Origin of the sequence: Thioalkalivibrio sp. ALE19, assembly GCF_000428605.1 — a bacterium.
In the GTDB taxonomy this organism is placed as follows: domain Bacteria; phylum Pseudomonadota; class Gammaproteobacteria; order Ectothiorhodospirales; family Ectothiorhodospiraceae; genus Thioalkalivibrio.
The window spans coordinates 60,989-81,368 of the sequence record NZ_AUAG01000020.1 but is presented as its reverse complement, the minus strand read 5'-3'; the positions used below and the strand labels follow the sequence as shown (position 1 = coordinate 81,368).

22 protein-coding genes and 1 pseudogene are annotated in these 20,380 nt (G+C 62.1%); 5 read left to right on the top strand and 18 right to left on the bottom strand.

The window, feature by feature from the left end:
- Nucleotides 1–85: 85 nt before the first annotated feature.
- Nucleotides 86–331 carry a helix-turn-helix domain-containing protein gene (locus F787_RS16465; protein WP_369774275.1) on the top strand — a complete coding sequence of 82 codons (246 nt, stop codon included), beginning with the start codon at nucleotides 86–88 and terminating at the stop codon, nucleotides 329–331.
- On the opposite strand, the gene F787_RS16795 is transcribed toward F787_RS16465, so the two are convergent.
- The 5 genes from F787_RS16795 to F787_RS0109160 all read right to left on the bottom strand — a co-directional run bounded on the left by F787_RS16795 (nucleotide 316) and on the right by F787_RS0109160 (nucleotide 3,079).
- Nucleotides 316–597 (bottom strand): hypothetical protein, encoded by a 282-nt coding sequence (locus F787_RS16795; RefSeq protein ID WP_155989604.1) that lies wholly within the window; start codon nucleotides 595–597, stop codon nucleotides 316–318. The two genes, F787_RS16465 and F787_RS16795, sit on opposite strands and share 16 nt — an antisense overlap.
- Before the next feature lie 72 nt (nucleotides 598–669).
- Entirely contained in the window at nucleotides 670–1,161 is a 492-nt protein-coding gene (locus F787_RS0109175) for a hypothetical protein (RefSeq protein WP_231373423.1), read from the bottom strand.
- Complete coding sequence (locus tag F787_RS0109170) at nucleotides 1,115–1,540, bottom strand: hypothetical protein (protein ID WP_028491971.1); 426 nt, start codon at nucleotides 1,538–1,540, stop codon at nucleotides 1,115–1,117. The genes F787_RS0109175 and F787_RS0109170 overlap by 47 nt, the downstream gene beginning before the upstream one ends.
- 108 nt (nucleotides 1,541–1,648) lie before the next feature.
- Nucleotides 1,649–2,680: a YafY family protein gene (locus tag F787_RS0109165; RefSeq protein ID WP_028491970.1), complete on the bottom strand. Its 1,032-nt coding sequence runs from the start codon at nucleotides 2,678–2,680 to the stop codon at nucleotides 1,649–1,651.
- Between the two features lie 114 nt (nucleotides 2,681–2,794).
- Nucleotides 2,795–3,079, bottom strand: coding sequence for a hypothetical protein (locus F787_RS0109160; protein WP_028491969.1), 285 nt, complete (start codon nucleotides 3,077–3,079; stop codon nucleotides 2,795–2,797).
- 141 nt (nucleotides 3,080–3,220) lie between these two features.
- Between F787_RS0109160 and F787_RS0109155 the strand changes: the two genes are divergently transcribed.
- The gene (locus tag F787_RS0109155; protein WP_028491968.1) at nucleotides 3,221–3,400 is read left to right on the top strand and encodes a hypothetical protein; all 180 of its coding nucleotides are present in this window, start codon (nucleotides 3,221–3,223) and stop codon (nucleotides 3,398–3,400) included.
- A gap of 248 nt (nucleotides 3,401–3,648) precedes the next feature.
- Here the strand turns inward: F787_RS0109155 and F787_RS16790 are convergent, their stop codons facing one another.
- The 4 genes from F787_RS16790 to F787_RS0109130 all read right to left on the bottom strand — a co-directional run bounded on the left by F787_RS16790 (nucleotide 3,649) and on the right by F787_RS0109130 (nucleotide 7,633).
- On the bottom strand, nucleotides 3,649–4,242 hold the full coding sequence (locus F787_RS16790; protein WP_155989603.1) for a hypothetical protein: 594 nt from the start codon (nucleotides 4,240–4,242) through the stop codon (nucleotides 3,649–3,651).
- A 183-nt stretch (nucleotides 4,243–4,425) separates the two neighbouring features.
- On the bottom strand, nucleotides 4,426–5,391 hold the full coding sequence (locus F787_RS0109145; protein ID WP_028491967.1) for an IS5 family transposase: 966 nt from the start codon (nucleotides 5,389–5,391) through the stop codon (nucleotides 4,426–4,428).
- A gap of 295 nt (nucleotides 5,392–5,686) precedes the next feature.
- A complete protein-coding gene (locus F787_RS0109135) occupies nucleotides 5,687–6,916 on the bottom strand; it encodes a hypothetical protein (RefSeq protein ID WP_028491966.1) in 1,230 nt (409 codons plus the stop codon).
- 3 nt (nucleotides 6,917–6,919) lie between these two features.
- Complete coding sequence (locus F787_RS0109130) at nucleotides 6,920–7,633, bottom strand: hypothetical protein (RefSeq protein ID WP_231373422.1); 714 nt, start codon at nucleotides 7,631–7,633, stop codon at nucleotides 6,920–6,922.
- A gap of 264 nt (nucleotides 7,634–7,897) precedes the next feature.
- On the opposite strand from F787_RS0109130, the gene F787_RS0109125 reads away from it, so the two are divergent.
- From F787_RS0109125 to F787_RS17170, 3 genes and pseudogenes are all read left to right on the top strand, one after another.
- Nucleotides 7,898–10,048: an ATP-binding protein gene (locus tag F787_RS0109125; protein WP_028491964.1), complete on the top strand. Its 2,151-nt coding sequence runs from the start codon at nucleotides 7,898–7,900 to the stop codon at nucleotides 10,046–10,048.
- 56 nt (nucleotides 10,049–10,104) lie between these two features.
- A pseudogene (locus F787_RS15655) lies at nucleotides 10,105–11,073 on the top strand (diguanylate cyclase); the annotation flags it as partial.
- A gap of 47 nt (nucleotides 11,074–11,120) precedes the next feature.
- Nucleotides 11,121–11,327, top strand: coding sequence for a hypothetical protein (locus F787_RS17170; protein WP_081694115.1), 207 nt, complete (start codon nucleotides 11,121–11,123; stop codon nucleotides 11,325–11,327).
- Between the two features lie 328 nt (nucleotides 11,328–11,655).
- On the opposite strand, the gene F787_RS16785 is transcribed toward F787_RS17170, so the two are convergent.
- The 9 genes from F787_RS16785 to F787_RS0109080 all read right to left on the bottom strand — a co-directional run bounded on the left by F787_RS16785 (nucleotide 11,656) and on the right by F787_RS0109080 (nucleotide 20,347).
- Nucleotides 11,656–12,135: a hypothetical protein gene (locus F787_RS16785; RefSeq protein ID WP_155989602.1), complete on the bottom strand. Its 480-nt coding sequence runs from the start codon at nucleotides 12,133–12,135 to the stop codon at nucleotides 11,656–11,658.
- A 116-nt stretch (nucleotides 12,136–12,251) separates the two neighbouring features.
- Nucleotides 12,252–13,487, bottom strand: a complete 1,236-nt coding sequence (locus F787_RS15650; protein ID WP_051246096.1) for a PD-(D/E)XK nuclease family protein — start codon at nucleotides 13,485–13,487, stop codon at nucleotides 12,252–12,254.
- The gene (locus tag F787_RS15645) at nucleotides 13,477–14,043 is read right to left on the bottom strand and encodes a hypothetical protein (RefSeq protein WP_028491963.1); all 567 of its coding nucleotides are present in this window, start codon (nucleotides 14,041–14,043) and stop codon (nucleotides 13,477–13,479) included. The genes F787_RS15650 and F787_RS15645 overlap by 11 nt, the downstream gene beginning before the upstream one ends.
- 124 nt (nucleotides 14,044–14,167) lie before the next feature.
- A complete protein-coding gene (locus F787_RS0109105; RefSeq protein ID WP_028491962.1) occupies nucleotides 14,168–14,740 on the bottom strand; it encodes a hypothetical protein in 573 nt (190 codons plus the stop codon).
- Nucleotides 14,741–14,837: 97 nt separating this feature from the next.
- On the bottom strand, nucleotides 14,838–16,955 hold the full coding sequence (locus F787_RS0109100) for an AAA family ATPase (RefSeq protein WP_028491961.1): 2,118 nt from the start codon (nucleotides 16,953–16,955) through the stop codon (nucleotides 14,838–14,840).
- Nucleotides 16,956–17,096: 141 nt separating this feature from the next.
- Complete coding sequence (locus F787_RS0109095; RefSeq protein ID WP_028491960.1) at nucleotides 17,097–17,747, bottom strand: SOS response-associated peptidase; 651 nt, start codon at nucleotides 17,745–17,747, stop codon at nucleotides 17,097–17,099.
- Between the two features lie 162 nt (nucleotides 17,748–17,909).
- The gene (locus F787_RS0109090; RefSeq protein WP_028491959.1) at nucleotides 17,910–18,878 is read right to left on the bottom strand and encodes an HD domain-containing protein; all 969 of its coding nucleotides are present in this window, start codon (nucleotides 18,876–18,878) and stop codon (nucleotides 17,910–17,912) included.
- Nucleotides 18,868–20,103 carry a site-specific integrase gene (locus tag F787_RS0109085; protein WP_051246094.1) on the bottom strand — a complete coding sequence of 412 codons (1,236 nt, stop codon included), beginning with the start codon at nucleotides 20,101–20,103 and terminating at the stop codon, nucleotides 18,868–18,870. Before F787_RS0109085 ends, F787_RS0109090 begins: the two co-directional genes overlap by 11 nt.
- Nucleotides 20,096–20,347 carry a hypothetical protein gene (locus F787_RS0109080; RefSeq protein ID WP_019570762.1) on the bottom strand — a complete coding sequence of 84 codons (252 nt, stop codon included), beginning with the start codon at nucleotides 20,345–20,347 and terminating at the stop codon, nucleotides 20,096–20,098. The genes F787_RS0109085 and F787_RS0109080 overlap by 8 nt, the downstream gene beginning before the upstream one ends.
- Nucleotides 20,348–20,380: the final 33 nt, after the last annotated feature.

Genomic DNA, 20,380 nt, shown 5'->3' with positions numbered 1-20,380 from the left:
GATGAGTATTGTGCCCGATGAGCGAACGGGAGGCTGACCGCATGGCGAGTACGATCCATTCCAACGCCCACACCACACACCCCGGATCCGGCAGGAGCTGCAGGAGGCGCCGGCCAGCGTCAGCGATCCGGAACTGGCCCGGCGCTACGGCATCAGTCGCATGACGGTGCGCAAGTGGCGCCGCCGGCGCACCGAGGTGGAAGACCGGACCCATCGTCCGAAGACGATGCACACGACGCTCACCGCGGAACAGGAAGCGATCGTAGTCCAGGTCCGGGAGACCGCTTTGCGGTCGTTGGATGACCTTTGGTGCACTCACAATCTCCAGTAATCATCTTCCACCTCTTCTGGCCTTTCATCTGGGTATATAAAAATATTCGAAAATTGCCATAAAAATGTAAACAATACTTCTACACCAGCGTAGGCTAATATTGAAAATGTAACATCTTCGAGGGCGCTGTAAACGTAAATGCCCAAAGAGACCGCAACCCCGTGAAGGAGCACTTTTGCCAAGGTACCATCAAACCCTCTCACAATTGTGACGACCGCAATCGCTGCGCCAATATAAAACACCCCCACCACCACTTCTTCTATCAAAACTCCTCCTTTTAATACTATTGAATCCTGGCCAGTAACTTCGAGTCACCCCGGTCCTCGCCGGAAGCTATCTTATCCGCCACCCCGACGCGTTCTCAGCACGACGCCCGTGAGGAGACCGGCGCCCCCGAGCAACGCCATCATTGCCAGATCGCCGGGATCGAACGTTCCGGGCATCAGGCCGAGCCGCTGCAGCACTTCGAGGCCCCAGGTCAGCAGAATGCCGATCGAGAGGTAGAAGCAACCCGCCAGGCTGCGGAGCGGCCAGATGACTGCAATCACCGCGAACACGGCAAACGCCCACAGCCCGTTCGGCAGGTTGTAGATGGCCCAGTCCGGCATGAGACCCGCCGCCGGACCGAGCAACGCCCGGAGGAACCGGTAAAGCTCGCCCAGCCCGGCCGATTCCAGCCAAGACACGAAGATCAGCGTCTCCGGCCGGAACCCGATATAGATCAGGGCGCCCGGAAGCAGCGGCACCAGCCCCAGCAGGACGAGTACCGCGTACCCCGGCTCGTCACTCCGCCTGACAGCCGCGGATGACCACATTGCCAAGTTTTCCACTGACCCGCCCCTTGAGGGTAATTCGATCGCCGGAATCCACACTGGCCGCCAAACCCGCATCCGACTCCGCCAGCATGCACTGGATGCCCACGATCGGATTCTCCGTCTCGAACGTGATGTAGGGGGTGTCCGCGATATCCCGGCCAATATTGTTGACGGTGCCTGTCACGGCCACGACGGTATCCTCGTAGGTCTGACCTGCCCTCACCTCATTGGCGTCATACTCCGAAAAAAGCTGCTGCGCCGAAACACGATGTTCGACCTCCATCTCCGCAACCTCACGTGAGGCGCCCTCCTCGTCGTAACTACCCAGGGCCAGAACAAGCATCGGCGATAGCAGCCCGATGGTGAGCAGATGCCGTTTCGTTTTTTGCTTCATAAAAGTCCTTTTCCGAGGTCGTGATGCATCGCATGGTGAATCGTCCGGGCGACAATACTCGTCGCCCGGACGATCAGGGGGTCGGTTCGGTGGACCCAAGGGATGAGCTCAGGAGCGCGTACCGCGATATTGGCCCACTGCATCGTTCAGCTCCTTCGTGATCGCCTCGCGCAGATGAACCGGTCCCAGCACTTCCACCCCCGCGCCCAGGCCCAGCAGCCACCACTTCAGGTGCGCGGTGTCGCGGACGGTGGCGGTCACCCGGGAGCGCTCGCCGTCGCCTTCGGGCTCGATGGTCTGGTCGTCGGACAGGCGGGCCTCGTGCAGGTGGTACGCCAGCGCCGCGCTCACCCGGAGTTCGATGCGAATGGTTTCACCCGCGGGGTAATCGAATGCGCCCTCCTGGATGAGTTGGTCGAGATCGAAGCCCCCGTCCGGATCGCGCGCCGGGAGTTCAGTCAGGGCCGCGGCCTCGATCCGGTGCGCCGCGAGATGCAGCACGTCCTGGTGCGGTTCGATGGTAGCCAGGAGGTAGGTGACGGGCTCGCGGAACACCAGCGCCAGGGGATGGATGCGGTGGTCACGCACCCTCTCCTTCGAGCGAGAGCGGTAGGTGATATCGAGGCAGCGGCGTTCCAGCAGGCCCTGTTGCACGGTCGCGAACACACCTTCCGGGATGGCCGGCGGATCCAGTGGCGGACCGCTGGGGAGGATGCGCACCCGCTCGGGCCACAGACTCAGGCCGGACGACTGCCCCGTGGCGTCCAGTACCTCCCGCGCCCGCGCAACCTGCGGTACCAGCCGTTCCCGGGCGGACGGCGGCAGCAGGCGTGATGCGTGAGAATCCAGGATCTGCAGGGTGAGCGCCGTCTCGGGGTCGAGCGCGGGCATGTCCTGCAGCGGGGCATCGGACAGCCAATACCATCCGTACGGACGGTCCCGCTCGTCGCGCCCAAGCGGCAGAAATGCCGAAAGCGATTCCAGGTCCCGTTCGATGGTTCGCAGGGTCGTATCTAGCCCCCGCGCCTGCAGGCGTTCGACCAGTTCCGGCGCACTGACCCGGCGTGGCTGCCTTGGCACCATGCCCAGCAGCAGCATCCGCCGCTGCAGCGTCGCACGCATTCCATTGCTCTGGGTCATTTCCCGTTCATCCCCTGCCCGTCGGTTGTCCCGCTCACGGTGGAGCCTGCCAGCCGGTCATCACCGGCGCAAAGACGCGACGCCAGTACTGCGCAGCGGGGGCATGACCAGCGATTAGCGGGGCTGATCGATTTCATACCGAATGCTTCCGTCCGTATCGCGAACCCGCGTCGGCGCGGAACCCGGGCCCTCCTCCACTGTGCCGCGGATCCGGCCGTCCGCACCGCGGATGTAGGTGGGCCCCGGCGGCTGCTCGTCGATGTAGCCGGTGATGCGGCCGTCAGCATCCCGGATTAGCGGCTGCCCGGGTGAAGGGTAATCCCGATCGGATGACGACGGCACGGCACACCCCGTCAGCGCAACGAGCAGGAAGGCAAAAAAGGCTTTGAGAACGTCCATGGCAACCCCGGCGAATGGATTTCCGCTTCAGGATGGCCCATGCGCACGTCCGTTTCTGTCGCCCGGCCGCGGGAACATGGCCTGCAACGCACGGGCCGAACATGCACACCCGTCCGAATGACCCCAGAAGCGAGTGCCTCCATGTCCAGCGAAATCGCCTTCAAAGAATTGGTTCTGCACCCCGAGTTCGTTCGCATCCAGGACGGCTCGCGCGTGGTCCTGCCGCACGAAAGCGAGTTTGTGCAGATGCTTGCGGCGCTGCATCAGTACGAGGCGTTGCGTGAACACCTCGGAGGCGATCCTCTGGTGGAGGGACACTGATCGTCCCTCAAAGGACTTCGCCCCCATCGCCAACATCTACGCGCTGCCCCTAGGAGACGCTGATTTATTCACTGCGACCTTTACCGGCAGAACAGGATAGAGGTGATGGCAGACGTTTTATGTGGAACTATCCAATGGCCGCGCGACATGCCCGACAACGAGGCAAGGTGCGGGCTCACCAGCCTCATACCACTCGACAAGCCTATATACCCACTCGACCCGGGCACATATTTGAGTACAACAGTCGCTTATCCGGTTCGCTGGCTAAAACAGGTCCCCTTCATCACGACCTGCACCCGCCCCCCGCGCCAAGGGAGCCATTCATCCAAGACCCCCTCCATACTAAAAGAATGCTGGGTTGTATATTCCTGTTCACTAAAAACCTCTCGCAGGCACTTCGAGGTCTCCGAAAAAAACCTATTTTGATCTACGTTTTTGTAATAGCCAGTCCACACGCCGAATACCCAACCGTGCCTTCGCGCGCCTCCCGACTCTCCTTCACCCCGCGCTCTCTCCAACTGTTCTTGCAGGGAATTGACCCACTCTGCTTGGGTTGTTCGCGAATATCCTGGATACACCACTTTCAATTCAACATGGTGCAGCAACTTCACACCTTTATCGGTATCTCTGTATATAGATATATCCCTCTTCTCATCTTCGTCATACACAAACTCGCCTCGATCCGGTTGAACGCCTTCGCCTGAATCAAAATTTAAGATCGAGCAAATTTCACGTTTCAACCAATCCTCACAGGCAGCCCCCATAAGCCGACGAGCATTACGATTCGGTTCGTTACACAAGCTTTTTGTAACGTCGTAGAAACTCTTCTTTATATCCACCATCACGCACCCCTGATAAATGCAGTCAAGCACAGCCTAAGGAAACACTGATCAATGTCCCCGCATCCGCCTCCATGTCCCTCCAACGCGTTTTTGGAAGGACAACTGGGCCATGGCGGCCTGCTGTACCCCCTGTAACCGCCGTTTTTGGCGGTTACAGGGGTGATTTCCGGTCCTGCGGACACACTACCCCTGCGGCAGGAGTCCCCATCGTCGCGCGCGGTACAGGTTCGCCAGGGCGAACAGACTGTGGAGCTGCGCGGTGTTCTTATTGAGGCCGCGGTAGCGGACCTTGCGGTAACCGAAGAGGTTCTTCACCACATGGAACGGATGCTCGACGATCGAACGCAACTGCGCTTTCTGCCGTTCGGCGGCGCGCACCCGCTCGCGCGCCGGGCCTTCCGGCATCGCGCGTACGCTGCCGCGCTTGCGCGCGATGTGGGTTTCGGGACGATGCGCGTCCAGCCGCTTCCCCGCACCGATGTAGCCGGCGTCGCCATGCAGGCTGTCTTCCTCGCCATGGAGCAGGTCCGGCACCTGCGACACGTCCGAGACGTTCGCCGCCGTCCCCTTCACGGTGTGAACCAGGCCCGTGACCACGTCCGCGCCGACATGCGCCTTCATCCCGAAGTGCCACTGATTGCCCTTCTTCGTTTGGTGCATCTCCGGGTCACGCGCCTTGTTCTCGTTCTTCGTCGATGGCGGGGCGGCGATCAGCGTGGCATCCACGACCGTTCCCTCACGCAGCAGCAGGCCCCGTTCCTGCAGATGGGCGTTGATCCGCTCGAAGATCACCCGGGTCAGGTCGTGGCGCTCCAGCAACCGACGGAACTGCAGCAGAGTGGTGGCATCCGGGGCGTCTTCGCGGCTCAGGTCAATCCCGACAAAGCGCCGGATCGCCTGGCTGTCGTACACCGCGTCCTCGATCCCTTCATCCGACAGGTTGAAGCACTGCTGCGCCACGTACATCCGCAGCATCCGCTCCAGACCGATCGGCGGGCGGCCGCGCTTCCCCTTCGGGTAGTGCGGCTCGATCGCCTCCACCAGCGCCGCCCAGGGCGTGATCGCATCGATCTCCCCCAGAAACCGGTCGCGCCGCGTCTGCTTGCGCTTGGCGGAGTACTCGAGATCGGAAAAACTGCGCTGCGACATCGACCATCACCTCGGGCAGAAAACCTGCTGCCATTATCCCAAACCCGCTCGCCGGGCGGGAGCAGCGGCGGATTAAATCAGCGTCTCCCTAACCCATTCAGGCGTCAATTTAGGTCGCCTGGATCGCCGACTGCGACATTCCGAACTCCCCGTCATCGGGATGTTGCCTGCCGACCTCGTGGGGATCCCGATTGGCGCCGCCGTTCTCGAGATACACCCGCAATGGATTTGATGCTCGATTAGGAACCAACGCAGGTTCAGCCCTGATTCGCCGGCCCGCAGCCCGCGAACTCCTTCACGAACCACCAAAGATTCGGAATGAAGCGGTGTCCGTGGAGACCCGCGAATGCTCCCCCACCTGCTCGCCCCATGCATCGAGAACGGCATCCAGATATCCATCCAATGACTCGTTCGCCCGGCATTTCACGACCTCCCGTTCCGCGAGCAACGCCCATTCCAGTTCCTGCGTGAGTTCCGCGGCCCTCACCTGCTCCTGCCGGTATACCTGGACACCCTCGGCGCCGGTCGCGAGCACGAAGACCGTACCCCCCACTACACCCGCCATCGGCCCGGTTTTGACAGTGGCAAGGGTCGCCGCGCCCGTTTGCGCGGCAATGCGTGCAGCCGGGGCTCTCATCCCACGTGCAGCCGCCTTGATGCCGCCGGCACGCAAAGCCTGTACCGTCGATGAACGCCGCAGCACGCGCTGGCTCAGGGGCATGGCACCCGCCGCGGACGTGGCTACGAGGGTTTTCCCCGATACCCAAGCACCACTGTGCGAAAGCCGTTCGAGGTCCTCACTGACCCACTGCTCAAGCTGCGCCGACAGTCCCGACAACTCAACGTCTGCTTCGACCTGTTCATCGACGCGGGTGGCCGACGGTTCCCGATCCAGTACGTCCGCAAGGTGATCCGTGAGGCGTGCTCCCGATTTCGCGATTTCTGCGGGCAGCACCTGTTCCCGGAGGTGACGGTCCGCCCGATCCAGGTGTTCCTGGATCCGGGATTCTTCCTCCAACAAGGTCTGCGCCTGTTCATCCAGATACTCGTCGAGATCACCAAAGAAAGGCAGTGACATTCGTGTAGCCCAGCCGCCGAACGAGTGGTATTCATCAACGAACACCGGAACCTGATCGATCGCGGCCTCGAAGGCCCAGTCCACGCCGGTGTGGTACTCATGCTTCAGGACCCGTCGAATCCGGGCCTGCTCGGATTCGAGGCTCGCGCCGGCTTCCACGCGCACCCGATCGAGCGCGTCTTCGCCTTCGATTTCCCAGGCCGCCCCACCGACCACCACCGTCAGGGTCTTCGATTCCAGGGCCTCGTCGATACCTGGCACCACAAGGGCGAGAAAACCAACGGCGATCACCGCGAAGAAGGCCCCCAGGACAAGACTGATTCTCCGGCTTCGAGCATCGTCCTCCGTCGGCGCCGTCGGTTCCTCGGGGGATTCCGACTCGGTTTCGGCCCCAGCGGAGTCATGCTCCCCCGTCTCGCCGCCTTCTTCCCATTCCCGCTCATCCATCCTCTACCTTCCTTCTGCGAAGTAACACAGTCCCATCAACAGCCGCGACCACGCCCAGGCCGCACCCAGGCTGGCCAGGAAGAGCAGGATCCAGGCCACCAGCACCCATGCCCCTCCTGTCTCGACGCTCCCCACCAGGTTCTGCATGGCCCAGTAGCTCAGTTCCGTAACGTAGACCATGGCCAGCAGGACGGGGTCCAGTAGATGACAGTTCCAACCGGGCGAAGCCGCCACCGTTTCCAGAACGCGTTCGTAGGGCTCGCTGCGGTAGTACGTCTGCTCGGAAATGAGATCCAGAATCACGAGGAAAGGCGTCAGGATCGCGACGTTCAGACGCACAGCCAGCACCCTCGAGAGTGGCTCGAGCCATTGGGGAAGAACCTCCGGCTCCAGCCATCGTCGGGCCCGTACGGCCAGAAACAGGAACACCGGGATATTGAGCGCAAGAAGGACCCATTGAGGGCTCGCCCAGCGATGAAGCTGGACCAGCAACAGAATCGCGAGGAAAAATCCAACCCCGGCACTGACCAGGCGCATCAGCAACCCGGGCCGAACCCACCGGGCGAGGGCTCCATCCTCTCGCAGATACTGTCGCGCCCAGGCCCGCCGGCGCGTCTTTCGGAACTCGAACAGCCCGTGCCCGATCACGCCGGCCACCACGGCCATCGGCAGGATCGCCAGCCAGCATGGCAGGATCGGGAGGAGCTGAACGCTCACCCCGAGCACGCCTGCAGCCGCCAGAATCAGCAGTGCAGATCGCATCGTGTTCGGGCGTACCCCCGTCATACCGCCGCTCCTGGCACTGGCGCCCTCCTCGTGTTGCGGAGTAACCATCGTCCGTTATGCCCGGAACATGGGCAAGGCTTGGCGGAAGTACGGGCGCTGCGCCCGATCACCCGGTGAGCCGCGTAACGATTACACGTCAAAAACCGTCGCCTGCCTGTGCAAGGCTGGAGCTCCATTCGTCGAGGAGTCCAGGCCATGCCCGTCAGCAAACGCCGCCGCTCACGCAAGTCCTTCCGTTCCGCCCGCCGGGGGGAGCTGCCCGGCAACCTTGGAGGCATCCGGGCCCTCTGGGCTCTGCGTGTCCTGCGCCATGCCCTGCCCATGGACCTGACCGGGACGCTCCTGCGTTCGCTGGATGACGACATGCTTCAGGCGCTGGGCGTGGACCACGACGGAGACATCTGGGACGACACGGAACGGGTGGAGGCGGTCATCGAGCGGGCCGACGCGGTCGAACAGCAGGCAGGCCCATTGCAGCGGGATCACCCAATCGCCCGTAACGTCCGCCTTTTCGGGGAGCCCCTGGGCCTTTCGGAATGCGAACGCGAGGTCCTGCAGATCCTGGCACTGAATGCCTCACATCATCCTTTCGCCTCGTTGCTGTCCAGCGTGCGCGACGCGGTGGACCTGACCGCGGAGGAAATCGTGGCGGTCGCCCTGGGCCGTTCACTGCGTGAGGTCCGGGAAGCCCTGTCGCCTCGGAACACGCTGGTGCGTTCCGGCCTCGTCGAGACCGAGGGCCGCGGCATGCTGATGTCGAACCAGCTCGGTTTCGACCTGCTCGGCGATCTGGCGTCGGAACTGGTCGGGCGGATGGAGTCGGCCGAGCCGGTCTTCAGCGCGTTTTTCCGCCCGATGCCCGAGCCGGAGGGGGATCAGATGGCCCTGGCCCACCTGGAGCAGCCGCTGGCACGGCTGCGGGCCCTGCTCGGCCAGGCCGCTTCGCAGAACATTCCGGGGGTCAATATCCTGCTCTACGGGCCACCCGGCACCGGAAAGACGCAGCTCGTGCGGCGCCTCGCACAGGAGCTCGGGCTGGAAGGCCGCGAGGTCAATCACGAGACCCCCGATGGCACACCGATGGACGCGCCGCACCGGCAGCGGGCCTATCAGCTCTGCCAGTATCTCCTGAGGCGGGCTCCCCGCTCCCTTGTCGCCTTCGACGAGATCGAAGACGTTTTCGGGCAGGATCCGCTGGCCGCCCTGTTCGGCAACACCCGGCGGGGACCCCGAACCGGCGGGAAGGCCTGGACCAACCAGATGCTTGAGGATAACCCGGTCCCGGCGATCTGGATCACGAACCACCCGGAGCAACTGGATCCGGCCTATCTGCGGCGCTTCGATTTCACCCTGGAGGTCGGTCATCCCCCGCGCTCGGTCCGCCGCGCCCTGATGGCGCGCGCCTGCGAGGGGCTGGAGGTCAGTGACGAATGGCTGGACCACATGGCCGGCATCGAGGGCCTTACCCCGGCCGAGATCCAGCGCTCCGCGCGGGTCGCACGCCTGCTGAATCAGGCCGCCCATGGCGAATCGGCGGAATCCGTCATCTCCGACCATCTGTCCGAGCAGGCCGAACTACAGGGCCGGCCTCCGCTTGCGATGCCCCGGGCGTACGCCGAGCTGGAATACGGTCTCGAGAACCTCAACACGGAGGGGGACGTCGATTCGGTCCTGGAGGATCTGGTCCTCGCGGGCTCCGGCTCCCTGCTGGCCCACGGTCCTCCGGGGACCGGCAAGACCGCGCTGGCCCATCACCTGGCACAACGGGCGGACCGCCCCCTGCGCAAGCGGACCGCTTCCGAGTTGATCTCCCCCTACGTGGGCCAGACCGAGAAGAACCTCGCACGGGCCTTTCGCGAAGCGCGACGGGAAGGCGCGGTGTTGCTGCTGGACGAAGCCGACAGTTTCCTGACCGACCGTTCCAGCGCCCGCCACTCCTGGGAGACGACCCGCACCAACGAACTGCTGGTCCAGATCGAGGCATTCAGCGGGATCCTGGTGTGCGCCACGAATTTCCTGGAAGCGCTGGATCCGGCCGCCCTGCGACGGTTCGACCACAAACTGGAACTCCGTCCGCTGACCATGGCGCAGCGGGTACGGCTGTTCGAGCGACTGGTGGAACGGCTGCAGCCGGTCGATGCCAGCGATGGCTGCGCCACGGAATCCGCCCGCGCAACCGTCCAAAGGCTCGAGCAGCTCACTCCCGGCGATTTCGCGACGGTCGTGCGAGCGCATACCCGCCGGCAGGGTACCGGCGACCTGACCCAGGAGGCCCTGGCCGAGGCCCTGGCGGCGGAGCAGCGCATCAAGCCCGGGGCCGGACGCCGCGCGGCGGGCTTCGCCTGAGCCCACACCCCCTCGAAAAGACCGGGCCTGACGGCCCGTGGATATGGAGAGAACACATGGACGACCTCTCGCGACCGAACCCGGATCGTTTGATCCAGCGCCTGAGGACCGAGCGGGATCAGCTTCTCACCCTGCTCAAGGCCTTGCCCGACATCTCGTTCGTGATCGACGAGGACGGGCTGTACGTTCGGGTCATCGGCGAGGCGAACGAAGCCATGTACGTGAGCGGCAAGGGACTGGAGGGGCACAGCGTCACCAAAGCGCTGCCCCCGACCGTCGCCGAAGCATGTCTCGAGGCGATCCGAACAGCCCTGCGGACCGGCGACATGCAGACCCTGGAGTACCAGCTCCGCGTCAATGATGTGGCCGTTCGCACGCCCTCGGCTCGTGAAGCCACGCAGGATGGAATCGAACAGTGTTTTGAAGGCCGCGTCCTACCCCTGCCCGGTTACGATCACCCCAAGCCCGTGGTCCTGTGGGTCGCGGTCAACATCACGCCGCGCAAACAGCTCGAGCAGTACTGGCGCCAGGCGGCAGAGACCGATCCGCTGACCGGGATCGCCAACCGCCGAGCTCTGTTCGAACGGGCCCATTCCGAAGTCGAGCGCGCCCGCCGCTACGGACACCCGCTGTCGCTTCTCATCCTGGACATCGACCACTTCAAGAGCATCAACACCCGCTTCGGACATGCGCGGGGGGATGAAGCACTGCGGCGCTTCACGCAGGCCTGCGCCGAGCTGCTGCGCACCAACGACTGTCTGGGGCGGATTGGAGGCGAAGAATTCGTGATCCTGCTGCCGGACACTGACCTTTCCGGCGCGGCCAGTCTGGGGAGAAGAGTCGTGGAGCAAGCCCGGTCCATTACTGTCGCCGACACCCCCATCGCCCCAACCCTGACCGTTTCGGCGGGGACGGCTTCTTTGGACCATGGTGAGGGGTTCGAGGAGGCCCTGCGCCGTGCCGACGCTGCCCTTTCCAGGGCGAAGGCCCATGGCCGCAACCGTCTGGAAACGGACGAAACCTCGGCCGGTCCGGATAAACCGCAGGCCCCCCGCAGATTGAGGCACCGCATATGCCCCCGAAGAACACGACGTCCGATACGCAGGAGCCGGTCGACGGACTCACACTGCACCCGGAGTTCGTCCGCATCGCGGACGGCTCGCGCGTGGTCCTGCTCCGGGAAAGCGAGTTCGTGCAAATGCTTGCGACGCTTTACCAGTACGAAGCCCTGCGCGAATACTTGGGCGGCGACCCCTTGGTCAATACGCAGAACGTATAAGACCCGGACGAACCCTTTGGCGATCGCCGAAACCAACGTAGAGTCGTCTTCGGCCGGCCAGCTCACCCGGGTGAAATCGGGTGAGTTTGCGGGACCTCGGGCTTCAGGCGTTCCAGTTAGATTGTAAATTCAAGGTACGACTGAGTCGATCGCCATAAGACCAGGCGAGCCGCCGGCACCACATTACCCCAGACCTACAAGAAAGCAGCGTGCACACCGATTCGGCCTCAGAGACTACCGCCTATTCGCAGCCTGCTCCCCCGTAACCAACCACGGGAAGCGACGCGCTGAGCGAGCGTAGCTCAAACGGTCGGCATTCATGCGATCGTTATGCTCCTATACTATCAACAGATACGGAATCGTTACGCACTTTCGTCTTTGTGTAATTAACCGGGGGATATTCGCAGTGATTTTGAAAGTACCACCAAAGCAGCTGCCCTTCTGCCTGCAAGAGGGAGTCACCGAATGAACCGAAAGGAGAAACGGCAATCCTAATTGGCCCATATTGTTCCACAATCTGGGAAAACTTCAAATGGTTCGCTTTCGAAGTCGCGTGAAGCTTCGCCCAGCGCAAGTATCTTTGCCTGAAGGTTCCTTTCGTTTGCCCTATGTAGACAACGTCACTCTTTCCTTTTAACCGAGGAATCGATTTTTCCGTGCGCAGAACGTAAACGATGCCTTTCTCGACACCAGCAGCATCACTCCCATAGACACGCCTGAATTCCTCCTCGTCAACTGAAGTGACCCGATCGGGAAGCACACGGAACGAATCCAACGTTTCATAAAAGTTATCTTTCGTGAGAATCATCAAACCCCTCCCTTCCTGAACAACTATGGTTTTCTACCCAAGTTTGCTTTATCGAACGATTTGTTAAGCTACTTTTGCGAGCGTTTTGGCGCCTCAACACTATACAACCTCTTTAACTAACACACTGCTTCAGCCGTGTCCGCCAGCTCTGCCAGGTGGGACACCATATCGGCAATCCGCTTGTGGCGCATTTCTTCATCTAGCAAATCAGCCGCTGAGCCATTAAAGGCGTAAAAATTGATCATCTTTTCATCATCGCCTTCGTCTGGGTTGTAGTAGTAGCAAACGAGCCAATCGGCATCGCCGTCCGCTACGGCATTACCGGTACCAACCTCCTGCCTTACCCGCCCCCTCAAATCAGGGGATGCAACGACGGAGTCCTTGTCGTCTTCCACCCTAAGCCCATAATGAACCGCATGGTAAAGATTGACATAAATGCAGACCGTTTCGTTCGCCACCTTAAATATCGGCATCTTTATACCGATATGCTTATTGTTCCTGTTCTTCGAATAGTAGCCCGAAGAGATGGCTGCGGCATTCTTTCCTCCATAGACACTCGGGGTCCATCCAAAACGGGACTCGAGCGCCGACCCAAGATCCTTCCAGAACATTTTCTGCACCGAGGCCTTGGCCTTCGGGAGAGTCTTCTCCACCTCAAGGGCCGCTCTGAATTTCTCCACATCATTGTTCAGCTCGTCGGCCACCAAATCGTTCATCGTATTTCCCTTCCCTGTCAGGTTACGAATAAGCTGTTGATACTGCTGGATTGCATGCGCCAGTGTCGGCTTATGCTGGGATCTCTCGATGCAGCGATCCAGCCAGAGCGAGACGTCGTCCGCGAACGAAAAGCAGGACACGTCATCCTGGCTCAAGGTATGCAGGCTGCTGGTCGATGGCACGACCCCGTCCAGAGTCAAATACACCAAAACCACCTGCTTCTGTCCTCCTGCACGTCGATGAAGCTCCTCATCGTAGGCATGCAACTGTTTATCCTGATCAGCCGCATCAATCTTGATCTCAATGCCAACTATCGCCTCCGGTGACTCGATCACGATATCGATCCGCCGCTTTTCTTCCGTGGCCAGTTCACGGCTCACGCGATAGCGTCCGCCCTCTGGCGCCCGGATGCCCACGATGTCCTCCAGGAACAGACGCACAAAGGCGTTACCGTCGCCGTGCCGGCCGTTCTGCCTCAACAGCTCATGGAGGAACCTGGAATGTGTCTGCTCTTCGTTTCTCTGCACCCCGAGGATGGTGAATATATTGAATCGCTCGCCATGCCGGTTGGCCTTCTCGCGGGCCTGGCTAACGGCCTCGACAAGGTCATCGGTCATGAACAGGTCATTGGACATCGGTCTCTCCTTTGATCCAGAGTTGCACCCGTTGAGCGAGGTCTTGCACGCTCTTCGCGAGCGCCTCCTCCAGTCCCATCGAGCCTGTGGTGTGTTCCGCATGGTCACGCGTGATGACGGCAGCGCCGGTGGCGTCCAGCTCTTTCCGACCGGACAGTGCCACATCGCGCCTGTCCGCCTCGATCCCGAACGGCAACGTCACCGCTACGAGGACATCCAGCTCCCGCTGGATCGCCTCGCGGGCGATTACGGGCATGACGCCGGTGCCGACGCCGCCCCCCAGCCCTGCGACGAGGACCACCCTGCCGTGCTGGGGCAGGCGAGCCCTGACCTCTTCGATCGACTCTTCCGCTGCCTTGCGCCCGCGCGCCGGCGATGTGGCGTCCATTCCCCCACATGTCTCAGGACCCAGAACCACGCGCTGCTCGGCAGCCAGCCCCTCAAGCGACTTGCGGTCGGTATTGATGCCGATCAACTGACCACCCACCTGAGCGTGGACCTCCCGGGCGATCGACAGGCCGGCCCCACCGATACCGACAATGTTTAGTTCGTTCATCCATGACTCCTTTTGCTTAATGTGACACCGAGGGCGTGGTGCGCGTCATCTCCATTGGATCGTTTGCTTTTCCACCTCGGGCACGCGAAATCTTCGTACACCCTCATTGGCCAAGAGGCACTCTCTATTCGCTGATTTCGCGATCAAAGAAGCATTCGTGGGGATCAACAATCTCCCCCCTGGGCCCGAATGCAAGTGAGTAATAGCGCATGGTGCGATTCCATTCCGCGACGATCACCCCCGTGACTGACGTAGACGGCCACACGGCGTTGTGTGCATTGATTTGCTTTGCCCACATGGAAGATAAGTCATCACGATCACCCTTATGTGACCAGTCGCCCTGATCGTTCGACCATTCAGCACACACCACCAGCACTTTTAGAGGGGCGTGGAGGCACGCAAGTTTTCGCACCTCATGGTCTGCAGAGCGAGCGTTGTTTTCGGACTCAATGAATACGATGGGCACTGCATTACCCGACGAGTCCACTTCACACAGCGTGAAGTCGACCTTAAAGTCCTCTTTCTGAAACTTAAGCCCCATCGTGTTCGCCACTTCCGGAAGCACGTGTTCTTCATATCGCTTCGTTCTGGCAGCACATCCCTTCCAGGCCTCACGAAACTCTTCGTCCGTCATCCCTTCGAGCGCACTCTCGAACGCCGTACGAAACTCTCTCCAAAATCCAGTGATCGCTCGCATGTCATTTTTCCTCTGGGCCGTGAAGTTACTTCATATTCAACATTAGGTCGCCAATCGATACCAATGCCCAATTCCGCACACGGACTGCGAAAAGAAGTCAGAGAAAGCCAGACCGCCTGCGCGTGGCGTCCTCTTTCGAAGCGCTCTCGCGTTCCAGAGCCTCGATGATCGTCTGTGGTTCGAACCGATGGCCGAGGTTGTGGGCGCGCCGAAGCAGCAATGCGAAATCGCCCGGGGCCAGATTGTCCAGATGTTCGATCCGTTTCCGGAGGTAGTCGGCCTGCGCAGAGTCTGGTGCCTCCAGGTGAAGCGCGTCCAGGAGTTGCAGGAACAGCTCCCAGCGACGTGCGGAATCGGGGTATTGAAGCTCGATTTTCTCGTCAAAACGCCTCATGACGGCGGAATCCAGACGCTCGAACGCATTCGTGGCGCACACGAAAACACCCCGGAACTCGTCCATGCGGGTCAGGAGCTCGTTGGTCTGCGTCACTTCCCACCGATGGTTGGCGCCCGCACGGGGGCCGAGAAAGCTGTCTGCCTCGTCGAGGAAAAGGACGGCGCTGGATTCGGCCGCTTCTTCGAACATCGCGGCAATGTGGCTCTCGGTTTGCCCGAGAAACGAGCCCAGCAGGTCGGAGGCGCGCTTCAGGATGAGGGGCACACCCAGCTCCATCGCCAGCGCCCGAACCATCTCGGTCTTTCCGGTGCCCGGCGGACCATGGAGTAGCAGACGGCCGCGCTGACTCCGTTGAAGCCCCGCGAACAACGCTTCCAGATCGACGGTGGCCTCGAGAACGTCGCGCCGCCATGGCAGGGTCGATGGGACGGATTTCGGCAAGGGAGGGAAGCCCTGGACAGTGAGGTGCTGGTCGAGCTGCTCCCGAAGAAAGGGTTCCTGATCCGTGGCGTCGCTGCCCGACGCCACCAGGCCGCCCAGGGTGGCCACCTGCCTCATCATGGCCGGAGTGACAGGCCGGTGTTCCGCCAGGGCCTCTTCGAAGGCCGGTGACACGGGGATTGCCTCAAAGCAGCGGCGAACTATCCGGCGCCGGGCATCTGGGCCCGGGGATCGAAATTCCCTGACGTACGTGAATCGCCGCAAGTAGGCGGGATCCATCTGTAGAGTCCGGTTGGCGATCCAGATGCTGGGTAATTCGCCCCCTTCCAGGCGGGCATTGATCCACGCCTTTCCCGCCTTGACCCCGCTGCGAGACCACGCCGGCAGTCCCTGGTCCGCGGCACTCGTGAAGACATCATCCATGTCGTCGAAGAGCAGCAAGGTGTTGCCGTTCTGCCCATAGAAATTCTGCGCCATTGACCACCGCCGGAGGCGCTGCAAAGGGGCGATCGGCTCACCATTCGGCTCGCAGTGGGCCACCTCGACGAGCGTGGCCCCCAACTCGTGCGCAAGCAGCCGCACGAACTCGGTTTTGCCCGTACCGGGACCCCCATGGAGCAGGATATTCACCGCTTCCCGGTCACTGTCCCGGCTTTCCCGAATGATTCGGACCAGACGGCCGAACTCGTCTTCCAGATGCGGGATGTCTTCCAACGAGATCACCGGAGCGGGCGAACGGGTATAGAACCAGCGGAGGAGCTCCTCCGGCGCCTTCTCCTCCGTAGCCAGGTCCTGGGCCATCCGCCCGCGGAGTTCAAAGGCCAGTTCATTCGATCGGCCCAGACCCGGGCCGAAGCGTGACAGCAGGCCGGTTTCAAAGAGCCGGCCAGTTTCGTCCAGTGCGCAGCGAACATGCTGAGTGGTCGCGCCGAGCAACTGCCCCACGATGTAGAAGCCGCGGCCCGAGCGCCGATCCAGATACGCATCGAGCGACTCGTAGAGATCCGCGTGGAGGTGCATCAAGGCGAGGAAACCGAGCACCCGGGTCTCAACCCGGCCGAGTTCCAGACGCTCGCCCAACTGATCGAGGTTGCTACCCAGCGGCTCGGGGAAGGCAGACTGAACACCCTGATTCAGGAGGTCCTGAATTCTGCGTTCCGTCTCGGCGATTCCCTCTCCCTGTGCATCCGGACCGTACTCCAACCCTTCACCCTCAAGCCCGCAGGCGGTCATCAGGGAAGGCGTGACCTCGGACCAGCGCAGGCGTGTATGGAGCTGAAGGTCGTGCAGGATGCGCAAACACCACAAACGGACGAGCCGTTCCTGCTGCGTAAGGTCGTCCAACGGGTTGGGAGTAATGGGGGCGACTGCGACCACGACTGTCTCCTGTGCGAGTGCGATTCGATGATCCACCCATCAAGCGACAGTTTTTGACGCCAAGCTGAAAAACCCATTGCACAGCATGCGGCCAACGATCCGCTCGCGGAGACAGGGAGCGGATAAGAAAGGCGACGGCTGTCAGGCGATCGCTTCGATCAGCGTCGGGTCATCTTCGGCCGGCCGATTCACCCGAGTGGACACCGGGTGATACCGAAGCGCTTCCGGGTCCAGGCGCTGCGTCCGCGCCCGGATCGCTTCCCTTGCGGTGAGTGCCGGGTCCAGCCAGTCCCAGCGGCAGGCCGCATCCAGCACCAGGGGCTTGCGGTCGTGGATGTGCGCCAGACGGTCGGATGCGGGTTCGGTGATGATGGCGCAGCAGGCGCCGCCGTCGGCGGTGGGTTCCCAGATCCCCGCCATCATCAGCACGTCCTGCGGCGCGTCTTCGACCAGAGTGATGTAGTACGGCTGCTTCCCCTGCTCCGTCCGCCGCCACTCGTACCAGCCATCGGCCAGCACGATGCAGCGGCGATGCGCGAACGCCGAGCGGAAAGACGGGCTGGTGGCCACCTTCTCGGCCCGCGCGTTGATGGGCCGCGGGCCCTCCTCAACCCGTTGCGGACGAAAGCCCCAGAACATCGCCTGGAAGGCGGCCCGTCCATCGTCGCCCGCACGGAACCCTTCCAGCTCCGTCCCCGGCGCGACGTTGTACCGCGGTGCGTCGAACCCCGCATCGACCGGTACCTGGAAATAGCGCATGGCCAGCTCGCTGGTCGCGCTGTAACGCGTCATTCGTCCGCACATGGAACCAGCATGCCACGAGAGCCGGGCGAGCCGTAGGAATCGCCCTCGCATCGCCCTCCGCCGGGATGCTCACGCGAAGCCGCGTTTCCAGAATTTTCGGTGTTCCAAAAGAAAAGGCGGGGGCCTGCCCCGCCTTTTCCCTCCATCCCCTTAAGTACTCCCCAGCCAGCCGGCCGGGCGTTCCGGATCCCTCGGGGGCATCCACACCGCGCGCCCGCCGCAGAACCGATGCCAGTAGCCCTTACGGCCCGCCCGAAGTGCCCGCTGCGCAACATCCGCCTGAGCGCTGCACTGGTCGAGCCCCTGCACCAGGGCCGCCATCGGGGCGCCATAGGTCTCGCCGCTGCGATAGGCGGCGATCGTGAGCCAGAGCGCGTCATGCGCATCCCGATCCCGCTGCCGAAGTGCGGCCATGGGTTCCTGCAGGTGATATTCGATCAGCCGCTCGTGGCGCTTTTCCGGAATACGGTGCGCATCCGGGACAGCGCACTTCCCCACATCGTGAAAGAGCGCCAGCAGGATCCCGGCTTCCCGCATGCAGGTCGCCACGCTCATCCGCTCGGTGGCCACGGAGACCGCTTCGGCCACTTCCAGGCTGTGATTCAGCAGACCGCCCTGCTCCGCATGATGACAGCGGCCCGAGGCCGTGCCGGTCACGAAGCTGATGGCGAAGTCGGGGTCGGCAAAGACGTCCCGAACGAACGCGCGATAGCCTTCAGTCTCCAGGCCTTCGACCAGATCGATCAGGCGGCCCAGGTCCTCCGGATGCGGCGCCCGGTGCGCCGGAAGTAGATCCAGCGCATCCCGTTCGCACGGCGGTTGACCATAATCCGGGTGCGCGACCAGCACCCGTTGCCCTTTGGGCGTATCCGCCGTGTGCAGCGAGAGGTCCCGGAGCTGGCCATCGACCAGGCCGTGGCCGGCCCAGTCACCGCACCGGGCAAACGCCCCGACCCATCCGGAAGAGTCATACAGGCGCAGCTTCAGATACCACTCACCACTCGGTGCCGTCCCTTTTTCGAAGATCTCCACTCGTGCCGAAAGGTCCACCGGTTCGTGGCAGGCGATGTCGTCGAGCTCCACGAACATCTTGAGGTCTTCCACGGTTTCAGCCTTCATGTTCCACCTCCCTGCTGCTGTCGACCGTCCCGCCCTGCAGGCGCATGCGCAGGAGCTGGTCGATGGCGGACCCGTCCTGGCGCGTCAGGTTGGGCACATAACGCGAATACACCGTGAACAGCATCTTGGTGTTGGAATGCCCCATCTGCCGGGCAATCCATTCCGGGCTCTCGCCGGCCGCCAGCCACAGGGTCGCGGCCGTGTGGCGCGTCTGGTAGGGGTTGCGGCGCTTGAGTCCCGCCTTCTTCAGCGTCGGGTACCAGACCCGGTTGTTCACGTTGCGGTACGCAATCGGATACCCGTACCGGGTGGAGAACACGTAGCGGCTGCGGTGGGTCTCCGGGCGCTGACGCATGGCCTCGCGTTCCTCCATGAGCGCCCGGTACACCACGTCGGACATCTGGATCGTCCGCGTCGAACCGTCGGTCTTGGTCGTGGTCTCCTCGCCCTGCACCCGGGCCGACTGAACCAGGATCTCCCGACGGTCGAAATCGACGCAGTCCCACTTCAGCCCGTCGATCTCCGAGGTCCGCATGCCGGTGAAGAAGCGGACCAGGAAATACCCGCGCCACTCCGGCGGCGCGGCATCCAGAAACCGCTGGACCTCCTCCAGCGAGAACGGATCCACCTGCGAACGCCCGATCCGCATGGGCTTGATGCCCTGAAACGGCGTGTTAAAGTCAAAGCGGTCGGCGGCTTCCTCCAGAATCTGCTTCGTTACGTTCAGAATCTGGTTGATCCGAGAGGCTGACAGCCCCTTCCCGGTATCGCGGTTCACTTTGGCGAGTTGTGCGCGATACTGGAGAATTTCGGATTTCTGGATGTCGCCGACCTTCCGGTCCCCGAACTGCGGGACCACGTGCTTCGACAGGATGTCGGTCACCTTCGTCTGGTACGAAGGCTTCCACAGCGGAGCGTTTTCCGCGAACCAGGTGTCACTGAACTCCCGCATCGTGGGCTGATCCGCAGATGCCTCGGGACCGCTCTCCTGCGAAACGACCGCGTCCGGCTGCGCGAAGCGCTGCGCATTGCGGCTGTTCGGGAAGGTCTTGGCGTAATCGAAGACTCCCAGCTCGATTTCCGCCTCAATCTTCTTGAGCGCCCGTTCCATGGCGCGCCGGTTCTTCGGCGTATCCTGCAGTTGGGAATACTCCCGGCACCGCTGGCCCCGATACCGAAAATCGAAGAACAGCTTGCCGTTGTGGTGTACGCGAACACTAGGCATGGCACACACCTCCCCGGGCCATCGGGATTCCGAGGCCCTGCTCGGTCTGGGTCACGGGCTGGTTCTCCAGCAGCGTTTCTTCGACCTTCTCCCAGATAATGAGGTACTTGCGGCGGTCAAAGGCACGGACGAAGTGCACGCCTTCGACCAGATGCTCTTTCATGATCACGTTCCGGAAATACCGGGTATTGAACTGCAGTCGCGCTGCAGCCTGCTCTGGCGTAAGATACGTGTTCTGATTCACAGAAGTCTCCTTTTGTTGACGTATGTTAACCAT

Bases quoted from the DNA above. Each gene is read 5' to 3' on its own strand.
- F787_RS0109170 (WP_028491971.1), bottom strand. From the start codon at position 1,540: ATGAAGCAAAAAACGAAACGGCATCTGCTCACCATCGGGCTGCTATCG.
- F787_RS0109165 (WP_028491970.1), bottom strand. From the start codon at position 2,680: ATGACCCAGAGCAATGGAATGCGTGCGACGCTGCAGCGGCGGATGCTG.
- F787_RS0109160 (WP_028491969.1), bottom strand. From the start codon at position 3,079: ATGGACGTTCTCAAAGCCTTTTTTGCCTTCCTGCTCGTTGCGCTGACG.
- F787_RS0109155 (WP_028491968.1), top strand. From the start codon at position 3,221: ATGTCCAGCGAAATCGCCTTCAAAGAATTGGTTCTGCACCCCGAGTTC.
- F787_RS16790 (WP_155989603.1), bottom strand. From the start codon at position 4,242: ATGGTGGATATAAAGAAGAGTTTCTACGACGTTACAAAAAGCTTGTGT.
- F787_RS0109145 (WP_028491967.1), bottom strand. From the start codon at position 5,391: ATGTCGCAGCGCAGTTTTTCCGATCTCGAGTACTCCGCCAAGCGCAAG.
- F787_RS0109135 (WP_028491966.1), bottom strand. From the start codon at position 6,916: ATGGATGAGCGGGAATGGGAAGAAGGCGGCGAGACGGGGGAGCATGAC.
- F787_RS0109125 (WP_028491964.1), top strand. From the start codon at position 7,898: ATGCCCGTCAGCAAACGCCGCCGCTCACGCAAGTCCTTCCGTTCCGCC.
- F787_RS17170 (WP_081694115.1), top strand. From the start codon at position 11,121: ATGCCCCCGAAGAACACGACGTCCGATACGCAGGAGCCGGTCGACGGA.
- F787_RS16785 (WP_155989602.1), bottom strand. From the start codon at position 12,135: ATGATTCTCACGAAAGATAACTTTTATGAAACGTTGGATTCGTTCCGT.
- F787_RS15650 (WP_051246096.1), bottom strand. From the start codon at position 13,487: ATGTCCAATGACCTGTTCATGACCGATGACCTTGTCGAGGCCGTTAGC.
- F787_RS15645 (WP_028491963.1), bottom strand. From the start codon at position 14,043: ATGAACGAACTAAACATTGTCGGTATCGGTGGGGCCGGCCTGTCGATC.
- F787_RS0109105 (WP_028491962.1), bottom strand. From the start codon at position 14,740: ATGCGAGCGATCACTGGATTTTGGAGAGAGTTTCGTACGGCGTTCGAG.
- F787_RS0109095 (WP_028491960.1), bottom strand. From the start codon at position 17,747: ATGACGCGTTACAGCGCGACCAGCGAGCTGGCCATGCGCTATTTCCAG.
- F787_RS0109090 (WP_028491959.1), bottom strand. From the start codon at position 18,878: ATGAAGGCTGAAACCGTGGAAGACCTCAAGATGTTCGTGGAGCTCGAC.
- F787_RS0109085 (WP_051246094.1), bottom strand. From the start codon at position 20,103: ATGCCTAGTGTTCGCGTACACCACAACGGCAAGCTGTTCTTCGATTTT.